20 protein-coding genes are annotated in these 17,475 nt (G+C 71.3%); 10 read left to right on the top strand and 10 right to left on the bottom strand.

All coding sequences use genetic code 11. The annotated features are described in order from the left end of the window. Both G3573_RS11365 and G3573_RS11360 read left to right on the top strand, forming a co-directional pair. Nucleotides 1-158: DUF1674 domain-containing protein (locus G3573_RS11365; protein ID WP_163261207.1), on the top strand; the 158-nt coding region annotated here is incomplete at its 5' end. Between the two features lie 176 nt (nucleotides 159-334). Continuing rightward, the gene (locus G3573_RS11360) at nucleotides 335-724 is read left to right on the top strand and encodes a hypothetical protein (RefSeq protein WP_163261206.1); all 390 of its coding nucleotides are present in this window, start codon (nucleotides 335-337) and stop codon (nucleotides 722-724) included. Nucleotides 725-727: 3 nt separating this feature from the next. On the opposite strand, the gene G3573_RS11355 is transcribed toward G3573_RS11360, so the two are convergent. After that, a complete protein-coding gene (locus tag G3573_RS11355; RefSeq protein WP_163261205.1) occupies nucleotides 728-2,011 on the bottom strand; it encodes a hypothetical protein in 1,284 nt (427 codons plus the stop codon). 135 nt (nucleotides 2,012-2,146) lie between these two features. On the opposite strand from G3573_RS11355, the gene G3573_RS11350 reads away from it, so the two are divergent. Continuing rightward, nucleotides 2,147-2,644 (top strand): DUF2267 domain-containing protein, encoded by a 498-nt coding sequence (locus tag G3573_RS11350; protein WP_163261204.1) that lies wholly within the window; start codon nucleotides 2,147-2,149, stop codon nucleotides 2,642-2,644. A 5-nt stretch (nucleotides 2,645-2,649) separates the two neighbouring features. Here G3573_RS11350 and G3573_RS11345 read toward each other — a convergent pair whose 3' ends face one another. The 6 genes from G3573_RS11345 to G3573_RS11320 all read right to left on the bottom strand — a co-directional run bounded on the left by G3573_RS11345 (nucleotide 2,650) and on the right by G3573_RS11320 (nucleotide 7,526). Further along, complete coding sequence (locus tag G3573_RS11345; RefSeq protein WP_163261203.1) at nucleotides 2,650-3,597, bottom strand: retropepsin-like aspartic protease; 948 nt, start codon at nucleotides 3,595-3,597, stop codon at nucleotides 2,650-2,652. Nucleotides 3,598-3,677: 80 nt separating this feature from the next. Beyond that, entirely contained in the window at nucleotides 3,678-3,911 is a 234-nt protein-coding gene (locus G3573_RS11340) for a hypothetical protein (RefSeq protein WP_163261202.1), read from the bottom strand. Between the two features lie 118 nt (nucleotides 3,912-4,029). After that, nucleotides 4,030-4,851 carry an enoyl-ACP reductase gene (locus G3573_RS11335; RefSeq protein WP_163261201.1) on the bottom strand — a complete coding sequence of 274 codons (822 nt, stop codon included), beginning with the start codon at nucleotides 4,849-4,851 and terminating at the stop codon, nucleotides 4,030-4,032. A gap of 281 nt (nucleotides 4,852-5,132) precedes the next feature. Then, the gene (gene fabB, locus G3573_RS11330) at nucleotides 5,133-6,344 is read right to left on the bottom strand and encodes a beta-ketoacyl-ACP synthase I (RefSeq protein ID WP_163261200.1); all 1,212 of its coding nucleotides are present in this window, start codon (nucleotides 6,342-6,344) and stop codon (nucleotides 5,133-5,135) included. 32 nt (nucleotides 6,345-6,376) lie between these two features. Then, nucleotides 6,377-6,895 (bottom strand): 3-hydroxyacyl-[acyl-carrier-protein] dehydratase FabA, encoded by a 519-nt coding sequence (fabA, locus tag G3573_RS11325; RefSeq protein WP_163261199.1) that lies wholly within the window; start codon nucleotides 6,893-6,895, stop codon nucleotides 6,377-6,379. A 112-nt stretch (nucleotides 6,896-7,007) separates the two neighbouring features. Beyond that, the gene (locus G3573_RS11320) at nucleotides 7,008-7,526 is read right to left on the bottom strand and encodes an SH3 domain-containing protein (protein ID WP_163261198.1); all 519 of its coding nucleotides are present in this window, start codon (nucleotides 7,524-7,526) and stop codon (nucleotides 7,008-7,010) included. 60 nt (nucleotides 7,527-7,586) lie between these two features. Between G3573_RS11320 and G3573_RS11315 the strand changes: the two genes are divergently transcribed. The 3 genes from G3573_RS11315 to G3573_RS11305 all read left to right on the top strand — a co-directional run bounded on the left by G3573_RS11315 (nucleotide 7,587) and on the right by G3573_RS11305 (nucleotide 11,420). Continuing rightward, nucleotides 7,587-8,576 (top strand): D-glycerate dehydrogenase, encoded by a 990-nt coding sequence (locus G3573_RS11315; protein WP_163261197.1) that lies wholly within the window; start codon nucleotides 7,587-7,589, stop codon nucleotides 8,574-8,576. 131 nt (nucleotides 8,577-8,707) lie between these two features. Beyond that, nucleotides 8,708-10,714: an alpha/beta fold hydrolase gene (locus G3573_RS11310; protein WP_163261196.1), complete on the top strand. Its 2,007-nt coding sequence runs from the start codon at nucleotides 8,708-8,710 to the stop codon at nucleotides 10,712-10,714. Nucleotides 10,715-10,883: 169 nt separating this feature from the next. Then, a complete protein-coding gene (locus tag G3573_RS11305; RefSeq protein WP_163261195.1) occupies nucleotides 10,884-11,420 on the top strand; it encodes a Smr/MutS family protein in 537 nt (178 codons plus the stop codon). Nucleotides 11,421-11,545: 125 nt separating this feature from the next. On the opposite strand, the gene G3573_RS11300 is transcribed toward G3573_RS11305, so the two are convergent. Next, the gene (locus G3573_RS11300; protein ID WP_163261194.1) at nucleotides 11,546-12,538 is read right to left on the bottom strand and encodes an adenosine kinase; all 993 of its coding nucleotides are present in this window, start codon (nucleotides 12,536-12,538) and stop codon (nucleotides 11,546-11,548) included. Nucleotides 12,539-12,650: 112 nt separating this feature from the next. On the opposite strand from G3573_RS11300, the gene G3573_RS11295 reads away from it, so the two are divergent. After that, nucleotides 12,651-13,043, top strand: a complete 393-nt coding sequence (locus tag G3573_RS11295; RefSeq protein ID WP_163261193.1) for a hypothetical protein — start codon at nucleotides 12,651-12,653, stop codon at nucleotides 13,041-13,043. Then, the gene (locus G3573_RS11290) at nucleotides 13,043-13,912 is read left to right on the top strand and encodes a transporter (RefSeq protein WP_163261192.1); all 870 of its coding nucleotides are present in this window, start codon (nucleotides 13,043-13,045) and stop codon (nucleotides 13,910-13,912) included. The genes G3573_RS11295 and G3573_RS11290 overlap by 1 nt, the downstream gene beginning before the upstream one ends. Here G3573_RS11290 and nth read toward each other — a convergent pair. Continuing rightward, on the bottom strand, nucleotides 13,861-14,547 hold the full coding sequence (nth, locus tag G3573_RS11285) for an endonuclease III (protein ID WP_163261191.1): 687 nt from the start codon (nucleotides 14,545-14,547) through the stop codon (nucleotides 13,861-13,863). The two genes, G3573_RS11290 and nth, sit on opposite strands and share 52 nt — an antisense overlap. Before the next feature lie 63 nt (nucleotides 14,548-14,610). Between nth and G3573_RS11280 the strand changes: the two genes are divergently transcribed. Then, nucleotides 14,611-15,096, top strand: a complete 486-nt coding sequence (locus tag G3573_RS11280; protein ID WP_163261190.1) for a DUF2244 domain-containing protein — start codon at nucleotides 14,611-14,613, stop codon at nucleotides 15,094-15,096. Between the two features lie 49 nt (nucleotides 15,097-15,145). Then, on the top strand, nucleotides 15,146-16,030 hold the full coding sequence (locus tag G3573_RS11275; RefSeq protein WP_163261189.1) for a bifunctional helix-turn-helix domain-containing protein/methylated-DNA--[protein]-cysteine S-methyltransferase: 885 nt from the start codon (nucleotides 15,146-15,148) through the stop codon (nucleotides 16,028-16,030). On the opposite strand, the gene G3573_RS11270 is transcribed toward G3573_RS11275, so the two are convergent. After that, a partial coding sequence (locus G3573_RS11270; RefSeq protein WP_163261188.1) for a serine hydrolase domain-containing protein occupies nucleotides 16,027-17,475 on the bottom strand: 1,449 nt, incomplete at its 5' end. The genes G3573_RS11275 and G3573_RS11270 overlap by 4 nt on opposite strands.

Genomic DNA, 17,475 nt, shown 5'->3' with positions numbered 1-17,475 from the left:
GCAAGGCGCTGACCCCGGCCGCCCGCCGCGCCCTGGAAGAAGCCGCCGCCCGCCGCGCGGCCGAGCCCGAGCTGCCGCCCGAGGACGGCGGCCCCAGCGGCCTGGAGCCGACCCGCTTCAACGACTGGGAGCGCAAGGGCCTGGCGGTCGACTTCTGAGCGCGATAGCCGAAAGTGGTCGCCGGTTTCGGCGGCCATCGCGCTCAAATTCAAAGGGTGGAGCCTTCTGATCCGTTTCGAATGGTTCCATTCGAAACGGGAAGGCTCCAGGAGCCTGAATTCCCCTGCCGCGCGCAGGGGGTTGCGTGTGCGGCCCGTGCGTTAACCATGGCGGCATGACCCGCATCTTCGCCGCCAGCCTGATCCTCGCCGCCCTCGCCGCCGCGCCCGTCGCCGCCGGCGAGCGCACCGTGCGCTCCGGCGAGGCCCCGTGCGCCGACACCTCGGTGGGCCGCACGGTCTGCGGCGCGGACGTGCGCACCACCCGCTCGGGCGATGCGAGCGCCGACATTCCCGCCGTCATGGACCGTCCCGAGGACGTCGACGCCGTCGCCGTCGTGCGGCTCGAGCCCGGCTTCTTCGGCGGCGGCGCGGCCGGGGGCGTGGGCGGCGAACCGAACGTCTATCTCAGCCGCAGCCGGGTGGTGGTGATCGCCGGCGCGCGCGCGACCGCCTCGGCCCGGGCCGGCGTCACGGTCCGCGCCGGCGGCTGCGGCTGCCGCTAAGGGCTAGAGCTCCGACGGCAGGGCCGGTTCGGACAAAAGGGTCTCCATCGCCTTCCAGCGCGCGGTCTGGTCCGGCCCGGCCTTCTCGACATGGGCGCGGACCATGTCCTGGCCCAGGCCGTAGTTGATGACGTAGCTGCGGTAGCCGTCGGTGAAGGCGACCCGCTGCTCGGCGCGGGCGCGCGACATCAGGTTGTACTTCTGGGTCAGGGCGATCGCCGTCTCGCGGTCGATCTTTCCGTCCAGGTACATGGCCGCGATGGTGGTGCGCGCGCCGTCGAGTTCGCGCATGGCGTCGCGCAGGTCGGCGTAGGCCCTGGCCGTCTTCGGATCGAGCCCGGCCAGCGGATAGAGCACCTCGGCCTCGAAGCGGGTGCGCTGTTCGCCCGGGAAGGCCAGGTCGATGCCGTAGTTGCCGCTGCCCTCGGCGATGAACGACTGCGGGCTGTAGAGCGGATAGACCGAGAACTCGACCCAGCCGCGGCCCTTGGTCAGGCGCTCTTCCAGCAGGGCGTTGTAGGTGTGGTGCCCGGGATAGCCCTCGTGGCAGCCCAGATCGACGGCGCGGTCGATGAAGATCGGCAGGTCGGTGTTGATCTGGATCAGGCTCTTGGCGTCGCCCTTGTACCAGTTGTAGCCCGACCAGGATTTGCCGGTGACGAACTCCAGGGTGAAGCTCTCGTCGGCGGGCAGGGCGATGTGGGCCAGGGTGCGCTTGCGGCACTCGGCGATGGCCGCGCGCATGACCGCGTCCAGCCGGTCGGCGGGGATGACGTAGCGGCTCTTGAAGGCGTCGACCCGCTCGGCCAGCGGCCCGGCGCCGGGGACCAGGGCGTCGACCCTGGCCAGCACCGGATCGTAGGCCGACAGCGGCTTGACCTCCGGACGCACGCCGAACAGAGCCTGCGCCTCGTCCTGGAACGGCTTGCGCACGCCCTCGATCATGTCGAGGCGGAAGAGGGCGGACTGCAGGTGGGCGATCAGGTAGGCGCGCCGACGGGCCTCCATCGGATCGAGGCGCGCCGGCTTCACCGCCTCGACCTGCGCCAGCAGGCGGTCGGCCTCGGCTTTCAGCTGGGGCGCCGAACGCTTGTCCGCCTTGGCGGCGTCGGCCCAGGCCTGCGGGCCGTAGTAGGCGTCGACATAGCCCGGCTCCAGCTCGCCGATCTCTAGCACCAGCTTCACATAGGCCTCGGCGGCCGGGTTCAGCGGATCGGTCTTCGGCTCGGCCGGACGCGTGGCGCAGGCGGCCAGCAGCAGGCAGACGGCGGTGACGAGCGCGCGCATGGGACCTCCGGAGCGACGGCGGCGCGATCCTAGCGGGGCCGTGGCCGCGGGCCTAGGGAAGTCCCGTTCCGCTGAGGAACAGGCCCTCCACCACCCCGGTTGCCGGGGCGTCCCAGGCGTACAGGAGGTGCGGTCATGAGCGCGAACGGGCTCGAGGTTTTCGACAAGACGCTCCAGACCACCAACATCTGGCTGGACGAGATCATGGCCCGGGTCGGGCCCGACCGTAAGGTGGCCTGGAAGGTGCTGTCGGTGGTGCTGCACAAGCTGCGCGACCGCCTGCCGGTGCCGCTGGCCGCGCACCTGGGCCAGGAGCTGCCCATGCTGGTCCGCGGGGTTTATTTCGACCAGTTCCAGCCGGAGAAGCAGCCGACCCGCGTGCGCGACTTCGACGAGTTCGTGGACGAGGTGCAGAGCTGGCTGTCCGACACCCGTCCGGTCGATCCGGTCGAGGCCTGCCGCGCGGTGTTCTGCGTGCTGTCGCGCCACGTGCCGGAGGGCCAGATCTCCAAGGTGCGGGACAGCCTGCCCCACAGCATCCGCGACGCCTGGCTGGCGGCGGAGGAGGGGCCTGGCCCCGACGCGATCGCGCGCGCCCGTCACGACACGCAGGACCGCCGCCCGCACGCCTGACCGGCCTAAGGGTTGAACAGCACCTCGTGGCGGCCGAAGTCCAGGGTGACGGAGCCGAACAGGCTCAGCGTGTCGATCCCCAGCAGCAGGGCCGGGCTGTCGTTCAGGCCCCAGAGGCCGAAGGTGTGCAGGTCCGAGAACACCAGCGGCAGGTTGACCAGCCTGGTTTCGCCGAGCCTGAGCGAGCGCAGCACCGCGAACTCGCCGTAGGCGGTCTGGCTGGTCACGCTGAAGATCGGCACGACGCGGTTCAGGTCGGGAATGTCGAGCTGGCGCAGGCGCACCACGTCGCGCAGCGCGCTGTTGCCGACCGTCACCTGCGAGCCGGAGTCGATGAAGGCGGTCAGGTTGGTGGTCCCGGACCGGGCGTCCACCACGGTCAGCTGGCCGAAGCGATAGCGCGCCGCCACGCTCAGGCCGGGGCGCTCGACGCCCTGGGTCAGGCGCGACACGCCGACCGTCTTCGGACGGGACCGGGCCAGCCTTAGCCGCCCGCGCCGGAAATCCATCTCGACCAGGCGTTTGTCCAGGGCGTCCAGGCCGATCAGGCCGTCGACGCCCAGGCGCCGGCGCGGCAGCACCGGCATCCGCAGGGCGCGGGTGGTCAGCGCGCCGACCTCGAAACGATCCACCAGGACGGTCGGCACCGTCTCCACCCCGCCGATGCCGTGCAGGCTGACCAGGCCGGCCGGCGGCAGGCCCAGCTCGGCGGCCCGTTCCTCGGCGATCACCGAGCGGTTGGCCCCGGTGTCGACCACGAAGTTGAAGGGGCCGCGATCGTTGACGCGCACCGGGCCGGTCATGCGCAGGGCCTGGTCGGTGCCGGTTTCGAGGCCGGGGTCGTCCTGCGGATCGGGCGAACCGGCGGGAGGCACGAAGTCCTGGCTCACGCCGATCGACGGCGCGGCGGCCCACAGGCCGAGGCCCATGGCGATCTGCCGGCGCGACAGCATCCGGACGCCCTCCCCTAACGGAAGGCATCCTAGCTCTGCTTTTCAGGATCGTCGAACCGGGTTCGTCGAAATTCGGCCGCTTACGGCCCCGGCGGGTACGGGTCGCCCGGCTGCCAGGCCACGCGCTTCTCGCCGCTGATCGAACAGAGCGTGACCTCGGCGTCCGCGCCCTGCTCGGACCGGGCGTGGGCCGAGTGGATGGCGGCGCGCAGGGCGCCCTTCTCGCTGTCGTAATCGCCGAAGCGGGCGCCTTCGCGCTCGACGCGCCAGGTGGCGTCCTCGTTGGGCCTCACCACGTACTCGACCCGGTTCATGCCGGCCCTCCGTTTACGGGGGCCTGAACACCGGTCGCGCCGGGCGGGTTCCGGGGGTACGCCCTTAGGCGACCAGGGCCTTCCCGGAGGAAGGCCCTGGATTTCGCTCAGGCGCGTATTAGGCGCCGGCCTCTTCGTCGGGCAGGCCGATCATGTGGAAGCCGGCGTCGACGTGCACGACTTCGCCGGTGGTCGAACGGCCGAGGTCGGACAGCAGCCACAGGGCGCAGCCGGCCACGCCTTCCATCGAGGTGTCTTCCTTCAGGGCGCTGAAGGCGCGGCCCTGGGAGATCATGCCCCGGCCGCCGGAGATGCCGGCCAGCGACAGGGTGCGCATGGCCCCGGCCGAGATGGCGTTGACGCGGATGCCCTTGGGACCCAGGTCGCGGGCGACGTAGCGGGTTGAGGCTTCCAGCGCGGCCTTGGCCACGCCCATGGTGTTGTAGTTCGGGATGACCCGCTCGGAGCCGAGATAGGTCATGGTGACGATCGAGCCGCCGTTCGGCATCAGCTCGGCGGCGCGACGGGCGCTGTCCACGAAGCTGAAGGCCGAGACGTTCATCGCCGTCAGGAAGCCCTCACGGGTGGTGTTCTCGACGAACGAGCCCTTCAGCTCGTCCTTGTTGGCGAAGGCCACCGAGTGGACCAGGAAGTCGATCGTGCCCCACTTGTCCTTGATGGCCTTGAAGGCGGCGTCCATCGAGGCGTCGTCGGTGACGTCGGCCGGGATCAGGGTGTCGGCGCCGATGCTCTCGGCCAGCGGGCGCACGCGGCGCTCCAGGCCCTCGCCGAGATAGGTGAAGGCCAGCTCCGCGCCCTGCGCCGCCAGCTGCGTGGCGATACCCCAGGCGATGGAGTTGTGGTTGGCGACGCCCATGACGAGGCCCTTCTTGCCCCGCAGCAGCTCGCCCTTCGGCATCGTCCAGCCGTCTTCGGCCATGTGCGTCCTCCCGGTTTGCGGCCGGTGGTTAGCAGGGGAGCGACGCTGGGGAAAGCTTTTGGGACGAGGCCCACCTCCCGACGTCATCCCGGCCGGAGTGGAGCGAAGCGCAGCGGAGAGCCGGGACCCAGCCAGCGCGACGGTTGTTGCAGCGCGCGTTCGCGGCGTTCAGGTCGAGCTTGCTGGGTCCCGGATCGCGCTGGCGCGCGTCCGGGATGACGGAGTGGACCAACGTTGATTGACGTTCTCCCTCCCCCGCTGCGCAGGGGAGGAGAGGGTCGTCAGACGCGGCTCATGATCACGCAGCCGTTGGTGCCGCCGAAGCCGAAGCTGTTGGACATCACCGTCTCGAGCTGGACGTCCTTGCGCTGGCGCAGGATCGGCATGCCCTCGAAGGCCGGGTCCAGTTCCTCGATGTGGGCGCTCTCGCAGGCGAAGCCGTTGTTCAGCATCAGCAGCGAGTAGATCGCCTCCTGCGCGCCGGCGGCGCCCAGGGAGTGGCCGGTCAGCGACTTGGTCGAGGAGATCAGCGGCATGTCGGCGCCGAACACCTTGCGGACCGCCTCCATCTCCTTGGCGTCGCCGACCGGGGTCGAGGTGCCGTGCGGGTTCAGGTAGTCGATCTTGCGGCCGCCGGCCTGGCTGAGCGCCAGCTTCATGCAGCGCTCGGCGCCCTCGCCCGACGGGGCGACCATGTCGTAGCCGTCGGAGTTGGCGGCGTAGCCGGTGATCTCGGCGTAGATCTTGGCCCCGCGGGCCTTGGCGCGCTCCAGCTCTTCCAGCACCACGATGCCCGCGCCGCCGGCGATGACGAAGCCGTCGCGGTTGGCGTCATAGGCGCGCGAGGCGACGTCCGGACGGTCGTTGTAGCCGGTGGACATGGCGCCCATGGCGTCGAACAGGGCCGACAGGGACCAGTCGATCTCCTCGGTGCCGCCGGCGAACATCACGTCCTGCTTGCCCATCTGGATCTGCTCGGCGGCCGCGCCGATGCAGTGGGTCGAGGTCGCGCAGGCGGAGCTGATCGAATAGTTGATGCCGCGGATCTGGAACCAGGTGGACAGCACCGCCGAGGGGCCCGAGCTCATGGTCTTGGGCACGGCGAACGGGCCGATGCGCTTGGGGCCCTTCTCGCGGGTGATGGCCGCCGCGTCGATGATGGTGCGGGTCGAGGTGCCGCCGGCGCCGACGATCAGGCCGGTGCGCTCGTGCGAGATCTCGCCCTCGGTCAGGCCGGAGTCGGCGATCGCCTGGTCCATGGCGATGTGGCTGTAGGCCGTGCCCGGGGCCAGGAAGCGGGCGGCGCGGCGATCGACCAGCGCCTCCCACTCGATCTGCGGCCGGGCCTCGACCTGGCTGCGGAAGCCGTATTCGGCGTGGTCCGGCGCGAAGCGGGTGCCCGACTTGGCCTCCCGCAGCGAAGCCAGCACCTCGTCGGCGTTGTTGCCGATCGAGGAGACGATGCCGATGCCGGTGATGGCGACGCGACGCATGCGGTGCTTCCTAACTCAGGCTAAGGCCGAACTCAGGTCAGGTCCTTGGGGTCGAACAGGCCGACCCGCAGATCCTCAGCCGTGTAGATGGGCTTTCCATCGGCTTCGAGAACCCCGTCGCCCACGCCCATCACCAGCTTGCGGTTGATCACCCGCTTCAGGTCGATCCGGTAGACCACCCGCTGCACGTTCGGGGTCACCTGGCCGGTGAACTTCACCTCGCCGACGCCGAGCGCGCGGCCCTTGCCGGGGGCGCCCGACCAGCCGAGGAAGAAGCCGACCAGCTGCCACATGGCGTCCAGGCCCAGGCAGCCCGGCATCACCGGATCGCCGATGAAGTGGCAGGCGAAGAACCAGAGGTCCGGGCGGATGTCGAGTTCGGCCTCGACGTAGCCCTTGCCGTACTTGCCGCCATCCTTGCTGATCTGGGTGATGCGATCGAACATCAGCATCGGCGGGGCGGGCAGCTGGGCGTTGCCAGGCCCGAACATCTCGCCGCGGGCGCAGGCGAGAAGGGCTTCGTAGTCCAGTCCGGTTTCGGCGACCGACATGCGGCGGAGCTCCGTGCGACGCAAAAACGCGTCGGCGGTTGAAAAGGGTGCGTGCCGGTTACACGACACCGCGCCCCGTCTCAACTGTGCGGTCGCTGAGCGTGTTCATCTCTTAGCGGCAGTGGGCGGCGTCCTGGGCGCCCCAGAGGGCCTTCGCCGGGGCCCAGCCCTTCACGTCGCCGGCCTTCAGCCTGCACCAGCCGTTCTCGCATTCCTCCAGCGCCGCCATGGAGCGCGGGGACATGTAGGCGCGGGTGGCGGCCTCGAATTTGGGCTTGGCGCGCAGCGCCAGCGGCTTGGACGACGGCTGGAAGGCGGTGCGCCGGCCGTCCACCGTACGCCGGTGCACCCAGGCCGAGCCGCCCTCCGGATCGCACACCTTCCGCCACTCCGACGTTTCGGCCACCACCTGCAGCGGCAGGCCCTTGGAGCGATAGACCCAGACCAGCTTGTAGTCGTCGCCGGGGCCGGAGCGGGCGTTGACCTCGCCGAATTTCAGCGACACCCAGCGGGGCACCGGAAGGCCTGAGGGCGTGGGCTTGTCGGCCGGCCGCGCCTGGACCGAACCGGCCAGCACGCCGAGCGTCAGAACCAGCGCCGCCACCGCCTTGGGCTTCACCGACCTTTTCACCGCTTCCCGCCTCTTGCTACACACCCGGGTCCGTATCGAAGGCCCGAGCCGCCCGCCGCGATGTCCGTCCGCAGCAAGCTGAAAATCGTCGTCACGCGCCGGCTGCCGGACCCGGTCGAGCTTCGCATGCGCGAGCTGTTCGACGCGAGCCTCAACCTCGACGACCGGCCGATGACCCGCGACGACCTGATCGCCGCGGTCCGGACCGCCGAGGTGCTGGTGCCCACCATCACCGACCGAATCGACCGCGGGATTCTGGCTCAGGCCGGGCCGCAGCTGAAGATGATCGCCAATTTCGGCGCCGGTGTGGACCACATCGACGTGCCCGCGGCGATCGAGCGCGGCCTGATCGTCACCAACACGCCCGGCGTGCTGACCGAAGACACCGCCGACATGACCATGGCCCTGATCCTGGCCGTGGCGCGCAGGATCGTGGAGGGGGCCGAGCTGGTCGCGCGGGGCGAGTTCGCCGGCTGGACCCCGACCTTCATGCTGGGCCGCCGGATCTGGGGCCAGCGCATCGGCATCGTCGGCATGGGCCGCATCGGCCAGGCGCTGGCCCGCCGCGCCAAGGCCTTCGGCATGTCGGTGCACTACCACAACAGGAAGCCCGTCAGCCCCGCGGTCGAGGCCGAGCTGGACGCCACCTACTGGGAGAGCCTCGACCAGATGCTGGCGCGCATGGACTTCGTGTCGGTGAACTGCCCGCACACGCCGTCCACCTACCACCTGCTGTCGGCGCGCCGGCTGCAGCTGCTGCAGCCGCACGCCGTGCTGGTCAACACCGCCCGCGGCGGGGTGGTGGACGAGGCCGCCCTGGCCGATCTGCTCAAGCGGCGCGCCATCGCCGGCGCCGGCCTCGACGTGTACGAGAACGAGCCGGTGATCCACCCGGACCTGATCGGCCTGCCGAACGTCGTGCTGCTGCCGCACCTGGGCTCGGCCACGGTCGAGGGGCGTGTGGACATGGGCGAGCGGGTGATCCTCAACATCAAGACCCTGCAGGACGGCCACCGTCCCCCCGACCGGATCATCCCGGCGCTGCTCTAAAAACCGACGTTCTGTTATCTCTGCGAAAACAAGCTCTTAACTAGCCGCAAAGTTTAGTGCCGGCGCCTCGTCGCGCGCCGTCTGTCCGGCTGCGCCCCGAGGTTGCTTGCTCAACGGGGACTGGCTTTCCAATGTTTACGCGCCGCCGCCTACTCGCCGGGACCGGGGTCCTGGCGGGATCCGCCCTGCTGCCCTGGTCGACGGCCGCGGCGCAGCCGGCCGCGCCGCACGCCCTGGCGGATTTCTTCAAGCGTTCCGACCTGCGCGACGCCGCCCTGTCGCCCGACGGCGGCCGCATCGCCGTCCTGCGCACGGACGCCGCCCGCCCCGAGACGGGCGCGATGGTGGAAATCCTCGACGCGGCCGCCCCCGAAAAACTGCTGGTCCGGATGCCGTTGAACGACGGCCTCGACGCTAAGCAGATCGAATGGGGCAGCGAGGACCGGCTGCTGATCTGGGTGGACATCGCCGTGGAGCAGCGGCTGGCGGCCCCGGCCAACTCGAACATCTCGGCCGGAACGCTGAAGCTGACCGCCCGCCGCGTCGTCTCCGCCGCGACGGACGGCGGGGCGCCGGTCACCCTGTTCGCCGACTCCCGCGCCCTGTCGACCAACTTCGACCTGGGCTCGGTGGTCGACCTGCTGCCGGACGACCCGCGCCATATCCTGATGGCCGCCTGGGACTACCGCTCGGGGGTGCTGGCCCTGCATACGGTCGACATCGTCACCGGCAAGCCGGAGATCGTCGAGCGCGGCGCGCCCTCCACCGTCGGCTGGATCACCGCCGCCGGTCGAGCGGTGCTGCGCTTCGACTCCAACCTTCGCGGGACCGTGCATCGGGTCTACGCCCGCGCGCCGGGCACGGACGAGTGGAAGTTCGTGCGCCGCACCCGCACCGACCAGCTGCCCGACTTCTTCTATGTCGGGCCGACCGAGGATCCGGCCGTCATCCTGGCCGGCGTGCGGGTCGAGGGCGAGGACACGGTCAGCGTGCGCAAGCTGGACCTGCGGACCCTGGCCATCGGCGAGGCGGTGTCGAGCCGGCCGGGCCGCGACGTGGTCGCCGGTCTGGTCGACGAGCGCAGTCGCTACCTGGGGGCCCGATACCTCGACGATCGGATCGCCTACGACTTCGTGGACCCGGGCTTGGGCAAGCACTTCGCCGGCATGAACGCCTTCTTCGGTCGCGAGTGCAATGTGAAGCTGTTCGACGTCGACGCGGCCCAGAACCGCTTCCTGGCGCACGTGTCCGGCCCGCGCGAGCCGGGCGCCTTCTACTTCTACGACAAGGCGGCCAAGCGCCTGGAGAACCTCGGGGCGCGCCAGCCGGAACTGCGGGTCGAGCGGCTCGGCCCGACCACGGCCGTGAAGGTCGCCACCCGCGACGGGGCCAGCATCACCGCCTACCTGACCGCCCCGTCGACCGGCGCGCCCGGGCCGCTGGTCGTGCTGCCGCACGGCGGCCCGGAACTGCGCGACAGCCTCGACTGGGATCGCCAGGTCCAGGTGCTGGCCGCGCAGGGCTGGTGGGTGCTGCAGCCGAACTTCCGCGGGTCGGGCGGTTACGGCCGCGCCTTCGCCAAGGCCGGATGGCGGCGTTGGGGCGAGCGCATGCAGGAGGATGTCGAGGACGCCGTCGCCCAGGTGGTGGCCGCGAACAGGCTCGACGCCGGTCGGGTGGCGATCATGGGCTCCAGCTACGGCGGCTACGCCGCCCTGATGGGCGCGGTGCGACGCCCGGACCTGTACAAGGCGGCGATCGCCATCTGCGGCGTCAGCGATCTCCCGGAGATGCTCGACTACGAGCGCGGCGACGACGACACGCCGGACAAGGAGATCTACCGCTTCTGGGTCGACCGGATCGGGGACCCGAAAGCCGACGCGGCCATGCTCGAGACGGCCTCGCCGCGCAGGCGCGCCGCGGAGATCCGCTGCCCGGTGCTGCTGGTCCACGGCAAGGACGACGCGATCGTGCCGGTGAAGCAGTCGCGGTTCATGGCCGACGCCCTGAAGAAGGCCGGCGCGTCCTTCGAACTCGTGGAAGTGCCCGACGCGGGCCACGGCGACTGGAAGGACGAGGTCGAGAAGGACCTGATGGGCCGATACGTGGCGCTGCTTCAGAGGGCCTTCCACGCCTGAGCGGATCGCACCGGCGCGGCTCCGAGGCCCCCGCCGCCCAGGCGGCGCCGTAAGTCCCTCTGGCGTCGGGCGGGCGCCTCGCCTATCGGGGAGGCGTTCGTTCGTTTCGCGGGGCCGCGCCCATGACCGCACAGTTCGTCGGGTCGCCCGGAAAGGCCAGGGGGCGGGCGTGAAGCGCGTTCCCACCCGCGAAGAGCTGCGCCTTTGGGCCGAGGTGCTGAAAAGCGTCGCGCCTCGTCCCGGGCGCACGCCCCCGGTGATCGAGGAAGAGACCCCGCCGACTCCCGCCGGCCCGGCCACGGCCGCCGCCCCGGGGCCGATGCTGGCCGCCCTGACTCCGTCCCCGGCGCCCAAGCCGAAGGCTGCGCGCTGGGAGGTCGATCCGATCGAGCCCGGCCGCCAGCGCCGCATCAGCCGCGAGCGCGATCCGATCGACGCGCGGCTGGACCTGCACGGCTACGGCTGGTTCGAGGCTGAGGACCGGCTGAAGGGCTTCGTGCGCGAGGCGCAGGCGCGCGGTCACCGGGCCGTGCTGGTGATCACCGGCAAGGGCTCGCGCGGCGGCGGCATCATCCGCGACTGGGCCCCGACCTGGCTGGCCGACGCCAGCCTGCGCGACGTGGTCGCCGGCGTCAGCCAGGCCCACGGCCGCCACGGCGGCGAGGGGGCGCTCTACGTGGCGCTGAAGCGGAAGGTGGAGACGTGAACCTTCTCCCTCCCCTTCATGGGGAGGGTGGTCCCGAAGGGACCGGGTGGGGAGACCGTTTCACACTTCCCCACCCTGGCCGCTGCGCGGCCTGTCCCTCCCCATGAAGGGGAGGGAGAAACGATTCAAACCAGCTCCGCCTGCTCGGCCAAGGTTTTCAGCGACACCTGCGGGCGGGGGCCGTAGTGGCCGATCACCTCGGCGGCGGCCAGCGAGCCCAGGCGGGCGCAGGTCTCCAGCGGCAGGTCGCGGGCCAGGCCGTAGAGGAAGCCGGCGGCGTACTGGTCGCCCGCGCCGGTGGTGTCGATCACCGCCTCGACCGGGCAGGCGTCGACGCGCACGGTCTCGGACCCGCGCAGGATCACCGAGCCCTTCTCGCTGCGGGTCACCGCCGCGATCTCGACCAGCGGGCGCAGCATCTCCACCGCCGCGTCGAAGTCGTCGGTCTGGAACAGGGCTTTCAGCTCGTTCTCGTTGGCGAAGACGATGTCGACCGACTGTTCGGTGAAGGCCAAGAGCTCCTTGCGCCAGCGGTCGACCACGAACACGTCCGACAGGGTGATGGAGATCATCCGCCCGGCCTCGCGCGCGATGACGGCGGCGTGCTCGAAGGCGGCGCGGGCCGGCGGCGGGTCGAACAGATAGCCTTCCATGTAGACGATGGCGGAGTCGCGGATCAGCTGGGCGTCCACGTCGTGATAGGTCAGCTGGTTGGCCGCGCCCAGGAAGGTGGACATGGTCCGCTGGCCGTCCGGCGTCACGTTGATCAACGATCGACCGGTGGCCTCGCCGTCCTCCAGGTAGGGGGTGTCGAAGCGCACGCCGATGGCGCGGATGTCGTGCGAGAACACCTCGCCCAGCTGGTCGGCGGCGACCTTGCCGATGTAGGCGGCCTTGCCGCCGAAGGAGGCCACCCCGGCCACGGTGTTGCCGGCCGAGCCGCCCGAGGCTTCGACGCCGGCGGCCATGGCCCCGTACAGGCTGGCCGCGCGCGCCTCGTCGATCAGCATCATCGAGCCCTTGGTCAGGCCTTCCTGGGCCAGGAACTCGTCGGCGGCGGGGGCGATCACGTCGACGATGGCGTTGCCGATCGCGACGACGTCGTAGGCGGCGGACATGCGAAAGGCTCCGGTCTGGCGTGAGGGTTCGGGCGGCATAGCAACACCCTGTCGCGGGGGGAAGGCAAGGCGCGGCCTTGCGCGTAGCGCGCGAGCGCCTTAGCCGTTCCATATGCGCCGTCTGACCCTCGCCCTGACCGCCGGCCTCGCGCTCGGCTTCGTCGTCGCCGATCCCGCGCTCGCCGCCCGCAAGCCCCGCCGGGGCAAGGGCGAAGCGGCCCAGCCGGCCGAGCCGCCGAAGCCCAAGGTCCTGACCGTCGCCGCCCTGGTCGGCGCCGACGAGACCGCGGTGAAGGGCAAGCTGGGCGAACCGGTGCTGACCCGCGCCGAAGGGGCGGGGGCGCTGTGGACCTACCGCCTGCCCGACTGCGCCCTGTTCGTCTATTTCAAGCGCGAGGGCATGCAGCCGCTGAAGGTGTCGGGCGCCTCGTCCGGGCCGCTGGCGCGCGGCGGGACGACGCCCGAGCCCGACGCCTGCCTGGCCCTGGCCGGAGTGAAGCCGTAATGAACCGTGTCGCCATCCTGACCCCGAACCCGGCCGACGAAGCCTTCCACGGCCGCTGGCGCGAGGTGTTCGACCGCATGGTCGCGGCCTTCGGAGCCGAGGGCGTCGAGGTCGACGGCCGAACCTGGACCGAGGCTGGCGAGCTGGACGACGTCGCGCTGGTCTTGCCGATGAACGTCTGGGGCTATCACCGCGAATACGCTCGCTGGCTGGGCGCCGTGGCGGCCTGGGCGGATAAGGGCGTGCGCCTGGCCAACCCGGCCTCGGTGCTGACCTGGAATTCCGACAAGCGCTACCTGGGACGTCTGGGCGAGGCCGGCGCGCCGGTGGTGCCCAGTCTGTACGTCGACGAAGTCACGCCCGCGGCCATGGCCGACGCGGCCAAGGCGTTCGGCGTGGACCGCCTGGTGGCCAAGCCGCAGATCTCGGCCGGCGCCTGGCAGACCCTGCTGTGGTCGACCGGCCAGGGCGTCGAAGGCGGCCCGGACGGCGCGGCCATCCTGCAGCCCTTCCTGCCCTCGGTGGGCGCCACCGGCGAGACCTCGCTGTTCTACTTCGACGGCGCCTTCAGCCACGCCGTTTCCAAGGTGGCGGCCGAGGGCGACTTCCGCGTCCAGCCGGACTTCGGCGGGGCGGTCACGACCGTGACGCCGTCCGCCGACGAACGCGCCGCGGCCGAGGCCGTGCTGGCCTCGGTGACCGAGCCGCTGCTCTACGCCCGCGTGGACCTGGTGCGCGATCTGTCCGGCAAGCCGGCCCTGATCGAGCTGGAGCTGATCGAGCCGGACCTCTACCTGGGCTATGCGCCCGACAAGGGTCAGGCCTTCGCCCGCGCCGTGCGCCGGGCTTTGGACGGCGCCAGCATCTGACGTGACGGGCAGAGGTCGGCCACCGGGCAGATCTCGCACTTCGGCCGCTGCGCCACGCAGGTGTAGCGGCCGTGCAGGATCAGCCAGTGGTGGGCGCGGGTCAGCAGCTCCTCGGGGATGATCCGCTCCAGCTGCTTCTCGACCTTGTCCGGGGTGGTGGCGGTGGCCAGCCCCAGCCGGTGCGACACGCGATAGACGTGGGTGTCGACGGCGATGGCCGGCTCGACGCCGAGCTCGTTCAGCACCACGGAGGCGGTCTTGCGCCCGACGCCGGGCAGGGCCTGCAGCGCCTCGCGCTCCAGCGGCACCTGTCCGCCATGTTGATTGACGATCATCCGCGCCGCGGCGATCACGTTCTTGGCCTTGTTTCGGTAGAGCCCGATGGAGTTGATCAACGGGATCAACCCCTCTTCGCCGAGCGCCAGCATCTTCTCCGGCGTGTCGGCGATGGCGAACAGCTTCTCGGTCGCCTTGTTGACCCCCTTGTCGGTGGCCTGGGCCGAGAGGGCGACCGCCACCACCAGGGTGTAGGGGTTGGAGAAGTTCAGCTCGCACCTGGGGTGCGGGTTCAGCGCCTCGAACCGGCGGAACAGCTCTTCGACGCGATCGGGATCGGGCGGATAGACGAGGGCCATGGCCCTCTTTGGCCCGCGCCGGCCCGGCTGTGAAGCGGCCCCGGCGCGTCCTACATTTCCCCCATGGAGGCCGTCTCCCCGCACCGGCTCTATTTCGACCGCCTGGTCACGCCAAAGCGCTCGCTCAGCCGTCTGGGCGTGATCCTGCTGATGGTCCCGTTCGCGGTGGTCAACGTGTTCTTCGGCGCGCTGATGTACGCCAAGGGCGCGGTGGTGGTGCCGGTGTTTCTGGGACTGGACGTCGCGGGCCTGGCCCTGGCGCTCTGGATGAACTTCCGAGAGGGCAAGCGGGGCGAGCGGGTCGTCGTCTCGGCCGACGAGATCTCCGTGGCGAAGGTCGACCCGCCCCGGTCGAGGGAAGTGTGGCGCTCGTCCACCGCCTTCACCCGTGTGGAGCTGAAGGATCCCGGCAAGCACGCCAGCCGCCTGAGCCTGGCCACCCGCGGTCAGGAACTGGTGCTGGGCGCGCGGCTGTCGCCGGTCGAGCGCGAGGCCTTCGCCCACGATCTGGAGGCGGCGGTGAAGGCCGCCCGGTCCGAACGGTGGTGAGCGCAAGAAACGGGCGGCGCGACGTGACGGCCCCCGCTATCGTCCGCCCATGACCCAGTCCCTCCTTCTCACCGATCCCCGCCCGGCCGACACGCTCGCCCGCCTGGACGAGCAGGCCAAGGACTACGCCCGCATGGGCGAGGCGCTGACCTGGCTGGCCGAACGCTGGCGCGACCGGCCCAGCCTCGACGAGGCGGCCGCGGCCGCGGGCCTGTCGCCCTTCCACTTCCAGCGCCTGTTCACCCGCTGGGTCGGGGTCAGCCCCAAGACCTTCAGCGCCGCCCTGATCCACGCCGAGGCCCGCGCCCTGATGGACGACGGCGCAGGCCTGCTGGACGTGGCCTACGACGTGGGCCTGTCGGGCCCCTCGCGCCTGCACGACCTGTTCGTCGCCCAGGAGGCGGTGACGCCCGGCGAAGCCAAGCGCCGCGGCGAAGGGCTGGAGATCGTCTGGGGCGTGGCGCCCACGCCGTTCGGCCTGGGCCTGTTCGCCTTCACCGACCGGGGCCTGGCCGGCCTCGGCTTCACCGACGAGGGCGGCGAAGACGCCGCCTTTAAGGACCTGCACCAGCGCTGGCCGGCCGCGCGCTGGCGGCGCGACGACCAGGCCGCCGCCGAATGGGCCGTGCGGGCCTTCGGCGAGCAGGCCGGGCCGGTGCCGCTGGTGCTGATCGGCCCGCCCTTCCAGGTGCAGGTGTGGAAGGCCCTGTTGCGCATCCCCTCGGGCCGCACCGCAACCTACGCCCAGGTCGCCGCCTGGGCCGGCAAGCCGGGCGCGTTCCGGGCGACCGGCGCGGCCATCGGGGCCAATCCGATCTCCTGGCTGATCCCCTGCCACCGGGCCCTGGCCCGCGACCGGCGCCTGACCGGCTACCACTGGGGCCTGCCGCGCAAGGCGGCCATGCTGGCCCGGGAAGCGGCGCTGGCGTCCTAGGGTCGGGCGGCCACGAACCCGCAGATCGACAGGGCCAGGTCCTCGGCCGCGGGCGGGTCGTAGTTGCCCAGCACGATCACCGTCCACTTGCCGTCGGCGGTGGCGAACATCACCGAATCCACGCCCGAGTTCGGTCCGCCGCCGGCGTGGCCGACCGTCGGGGTCCCGGCGCAGCTCTCCAGATGGAAGCCGTAGCCGTACTTCGACGGCCGCGCCGCGCCGGCGAAGTCCACGCGCGGCGCCAGCATCTCCTTCGTCCAGGCCTCGGACAGCAGGCGATGGCCGAACAGGGCGCGCTTGAAGGCGAACAGGTCGTCGACGTTGGAGTAGGCGCCGCCGGACCCGTCGCCCTTGAAGCCCAGGAACTGCTCGTTCGACCGCCGCGGCTCGAAGCCCAGCGGGTCGTGCTCGGGGCGCAGATATCCGCGGGCCCGGTCAGGCGCGATGGCGGTGACCAGGCCGTAGTCGGTGCGGGTCATGCCGGCGGGGACGAAGACGTGGTCGCGGACATAGTCGTCGAAGCTCTGGCCGCTCGCCGCTTCGACCACGGCGGCCAGCATGACGAACCCCGCGTTGCTGTAGGACACGCGCGCGCCGGGCTCGAAGTCCGGATCGGCGGTCATCAGCGGCACGATGGAACGGGCGGTCAGCCGCTTGTCCGCGTCCGGCCGGTGGCGGTCCACATCGCCCAGGCCCGAGGTGTGGGTCAGCAGCTGGCGCAGGGTGATCTTCTCGGCCGCGGCCCGGTTCGGATACTCCGGCAGCCACTTGGCCAGGGTGTCGTCCAGCGACAGCTCGCCCTGCTCGGCCAGCTGGCCGACCGCCACGGCGGTGAACATCTTGCCCATGGAGGCGATGTTGAAGGTCGTCTCCGGCTTGTTCGGCACGCCGAACGCCGCCTCGGCCTGGCCGTAGGCGCGGCGGAAGACGACCTGGTCGCCGCGCGCCACCAGCACGGCGCCGGAGAACAGGCCCTCGTCGGCCAGGGCCTTCGCGTGCGCCTCGACCGCGCGGGCCAGGGCCTTGTCGGAGACGGGGCCGGTCGGCCAGGCCTCGGCCCGCACCTTGGCGGGGTCGCGGGCGGCCATGACGAACAGGTCGGCGATCTTTCCGGGCTCGGCGCGGCTGGTGAAGACGACGATGCGGGCGAAGCGGCCGCCGTTGCGGGCCTTCGCGGTCACGTCGGCCATGCGGTCGCTGTCCGCCTTGGCCTCGACCCAGTCGAAGCCGCCCGCCGCCGCGGCCAGCCGGTCGAAGCCGGCCAGCCGATCCTCGGCCGACTGGTTCTGCAGGGCGCGGGCGGTGAAGCCGTCGCGCACGAAGGCCGCGCGCGCCGCGTGGTCGCCGTTCAGGGCGGCCAGCAGGGCGGCGGTCGAGCGGCCGGCGGTGGTCTGGGCCGGATCGGCGGCCGCCGTCGGTGTGGCGGGCGCGGCCTCCTGAGCGAC

The sequence above is a fragment of the Caulobacter sp. 17J65-9 genome (genome assembly GCF_010975005.1).
Classification (GTDB): Bacteria; Pseudomonadota; Alphaproteobacteria; order Caulobacterales; family Caulobacteraceae; genus 17J80-11.
The sequence above is the reverse complement of the archived record's forward strand: the minus strand, read 5'-3'. Positions and strand labels throughout refer to the sequence as shown.

Coding starts and splice junctions, on each gene's coding strand:
- G3573_RS11290 (WP_163261192.1), top strand. CDS start 13,043: ATGAACCGTGTCGCCATCCTGACCCCGAACCCGGCCGACGAAGCCTTC.
- G3573_RS11355 (WP_163261205.1), bottom strand. CDS start 2,011: ATGCGCGCGCTCGTCACCGCCGTCTGCCTGCTGCTGGCCGCCTGCGCC.
- nth (WP_163261191.1), bottom strand. CDS start 14,547: ATGGCCCTCGTCTATCCGCCCGATCCCGATCGCGTCGAAGAGCTGTTC.
- fabB (WP_163261200.1), bottom strand. CDS start 6,344: ATGCGTCGCGTCGCCATCACCGGCATCGGCATCGTCTCCTCGATCGGC.
- G3573_RS11350 (WP_163261204.1), top strand. CDS start 2,147: ATGAGCGCGAACGGGCTCGAGGTTTTCGACAAGACGCTCCAGACCACC.
- G3573_RS11335 (WP_163261201.1), bottom strand. CDS start 4,851: ATGGCCGAAGACGGCTGGACGATGCCGAAGGGCGAGCTGCTGCGGGGC.
- G3573_RS11360 (WP_163261206.1), top strand. CDS start 335: ATGACCCGCATCTTCGCCGCCAGCCTGATCCTCGCCGCCCTCGCCGCC.
- G3573_RS11345 (WP_163261203.1), bottom strand. CDS start 3,597: ATGCTGTCGCGCCGGCAGATCGCCATGGGCCTCGGCCTGTGGGCCGCC.
- G3573_RS11315 (WP_163261197.1), top strand. CDS start 7,587: ATGTCCGTCCGCAGCAAGCTGAAAATCGTCGTCACGCGCCGGCTGCCG.
- G3573_RS11280 (WP_163261190.1), top strand. CDS start 14,611: ATGGAGGCCGTCTCCCCGCACCGGCTCTATTTCGACCGCCTGGTCACG.
- G3573_RS11340 (WP_163261202.1), bottom strand. CDS start 3,911: ATGAACCGGGTCGAGTACGTGGTGAGGCCCAACGAGGACGCCACCTGG.
- fabA (WP_163261199.1), bottom strand. CDS start 6,895: ATGTCGGTCGCCGAAACCGGACTGGACTACGAAGCCCTTCTCGCCTGC.
- G3573_RS11295 (WP_163261193.1), top strand. CDS start 12,651: ATGCGCCGTCTGACCCTCGCCCTGACCGCCGGCCTCGCGCTCGGCTTC.
- G3573_RS11275 (WP_163261189.1), top strand. CDS start 15,146: ATGACCCAGTCCCTCCTTCTCACCGATCCCCGCCCGGCCGACACGCTC.
- G3573_RS11310 (WP_163261196.1), top strand. CDS start 8,708: ATGTTTACGCGCCGCCGCCTACTCGCCGGGACCGGGGTCCTGGCGGGA.
- G3573_RS11300 (WP_163261194.1), bottom strand. CDS start 12,538: ATGTCCGCCGCCTACGACGTCGTCGCGATCGGCAACGCCATCGTCGAC.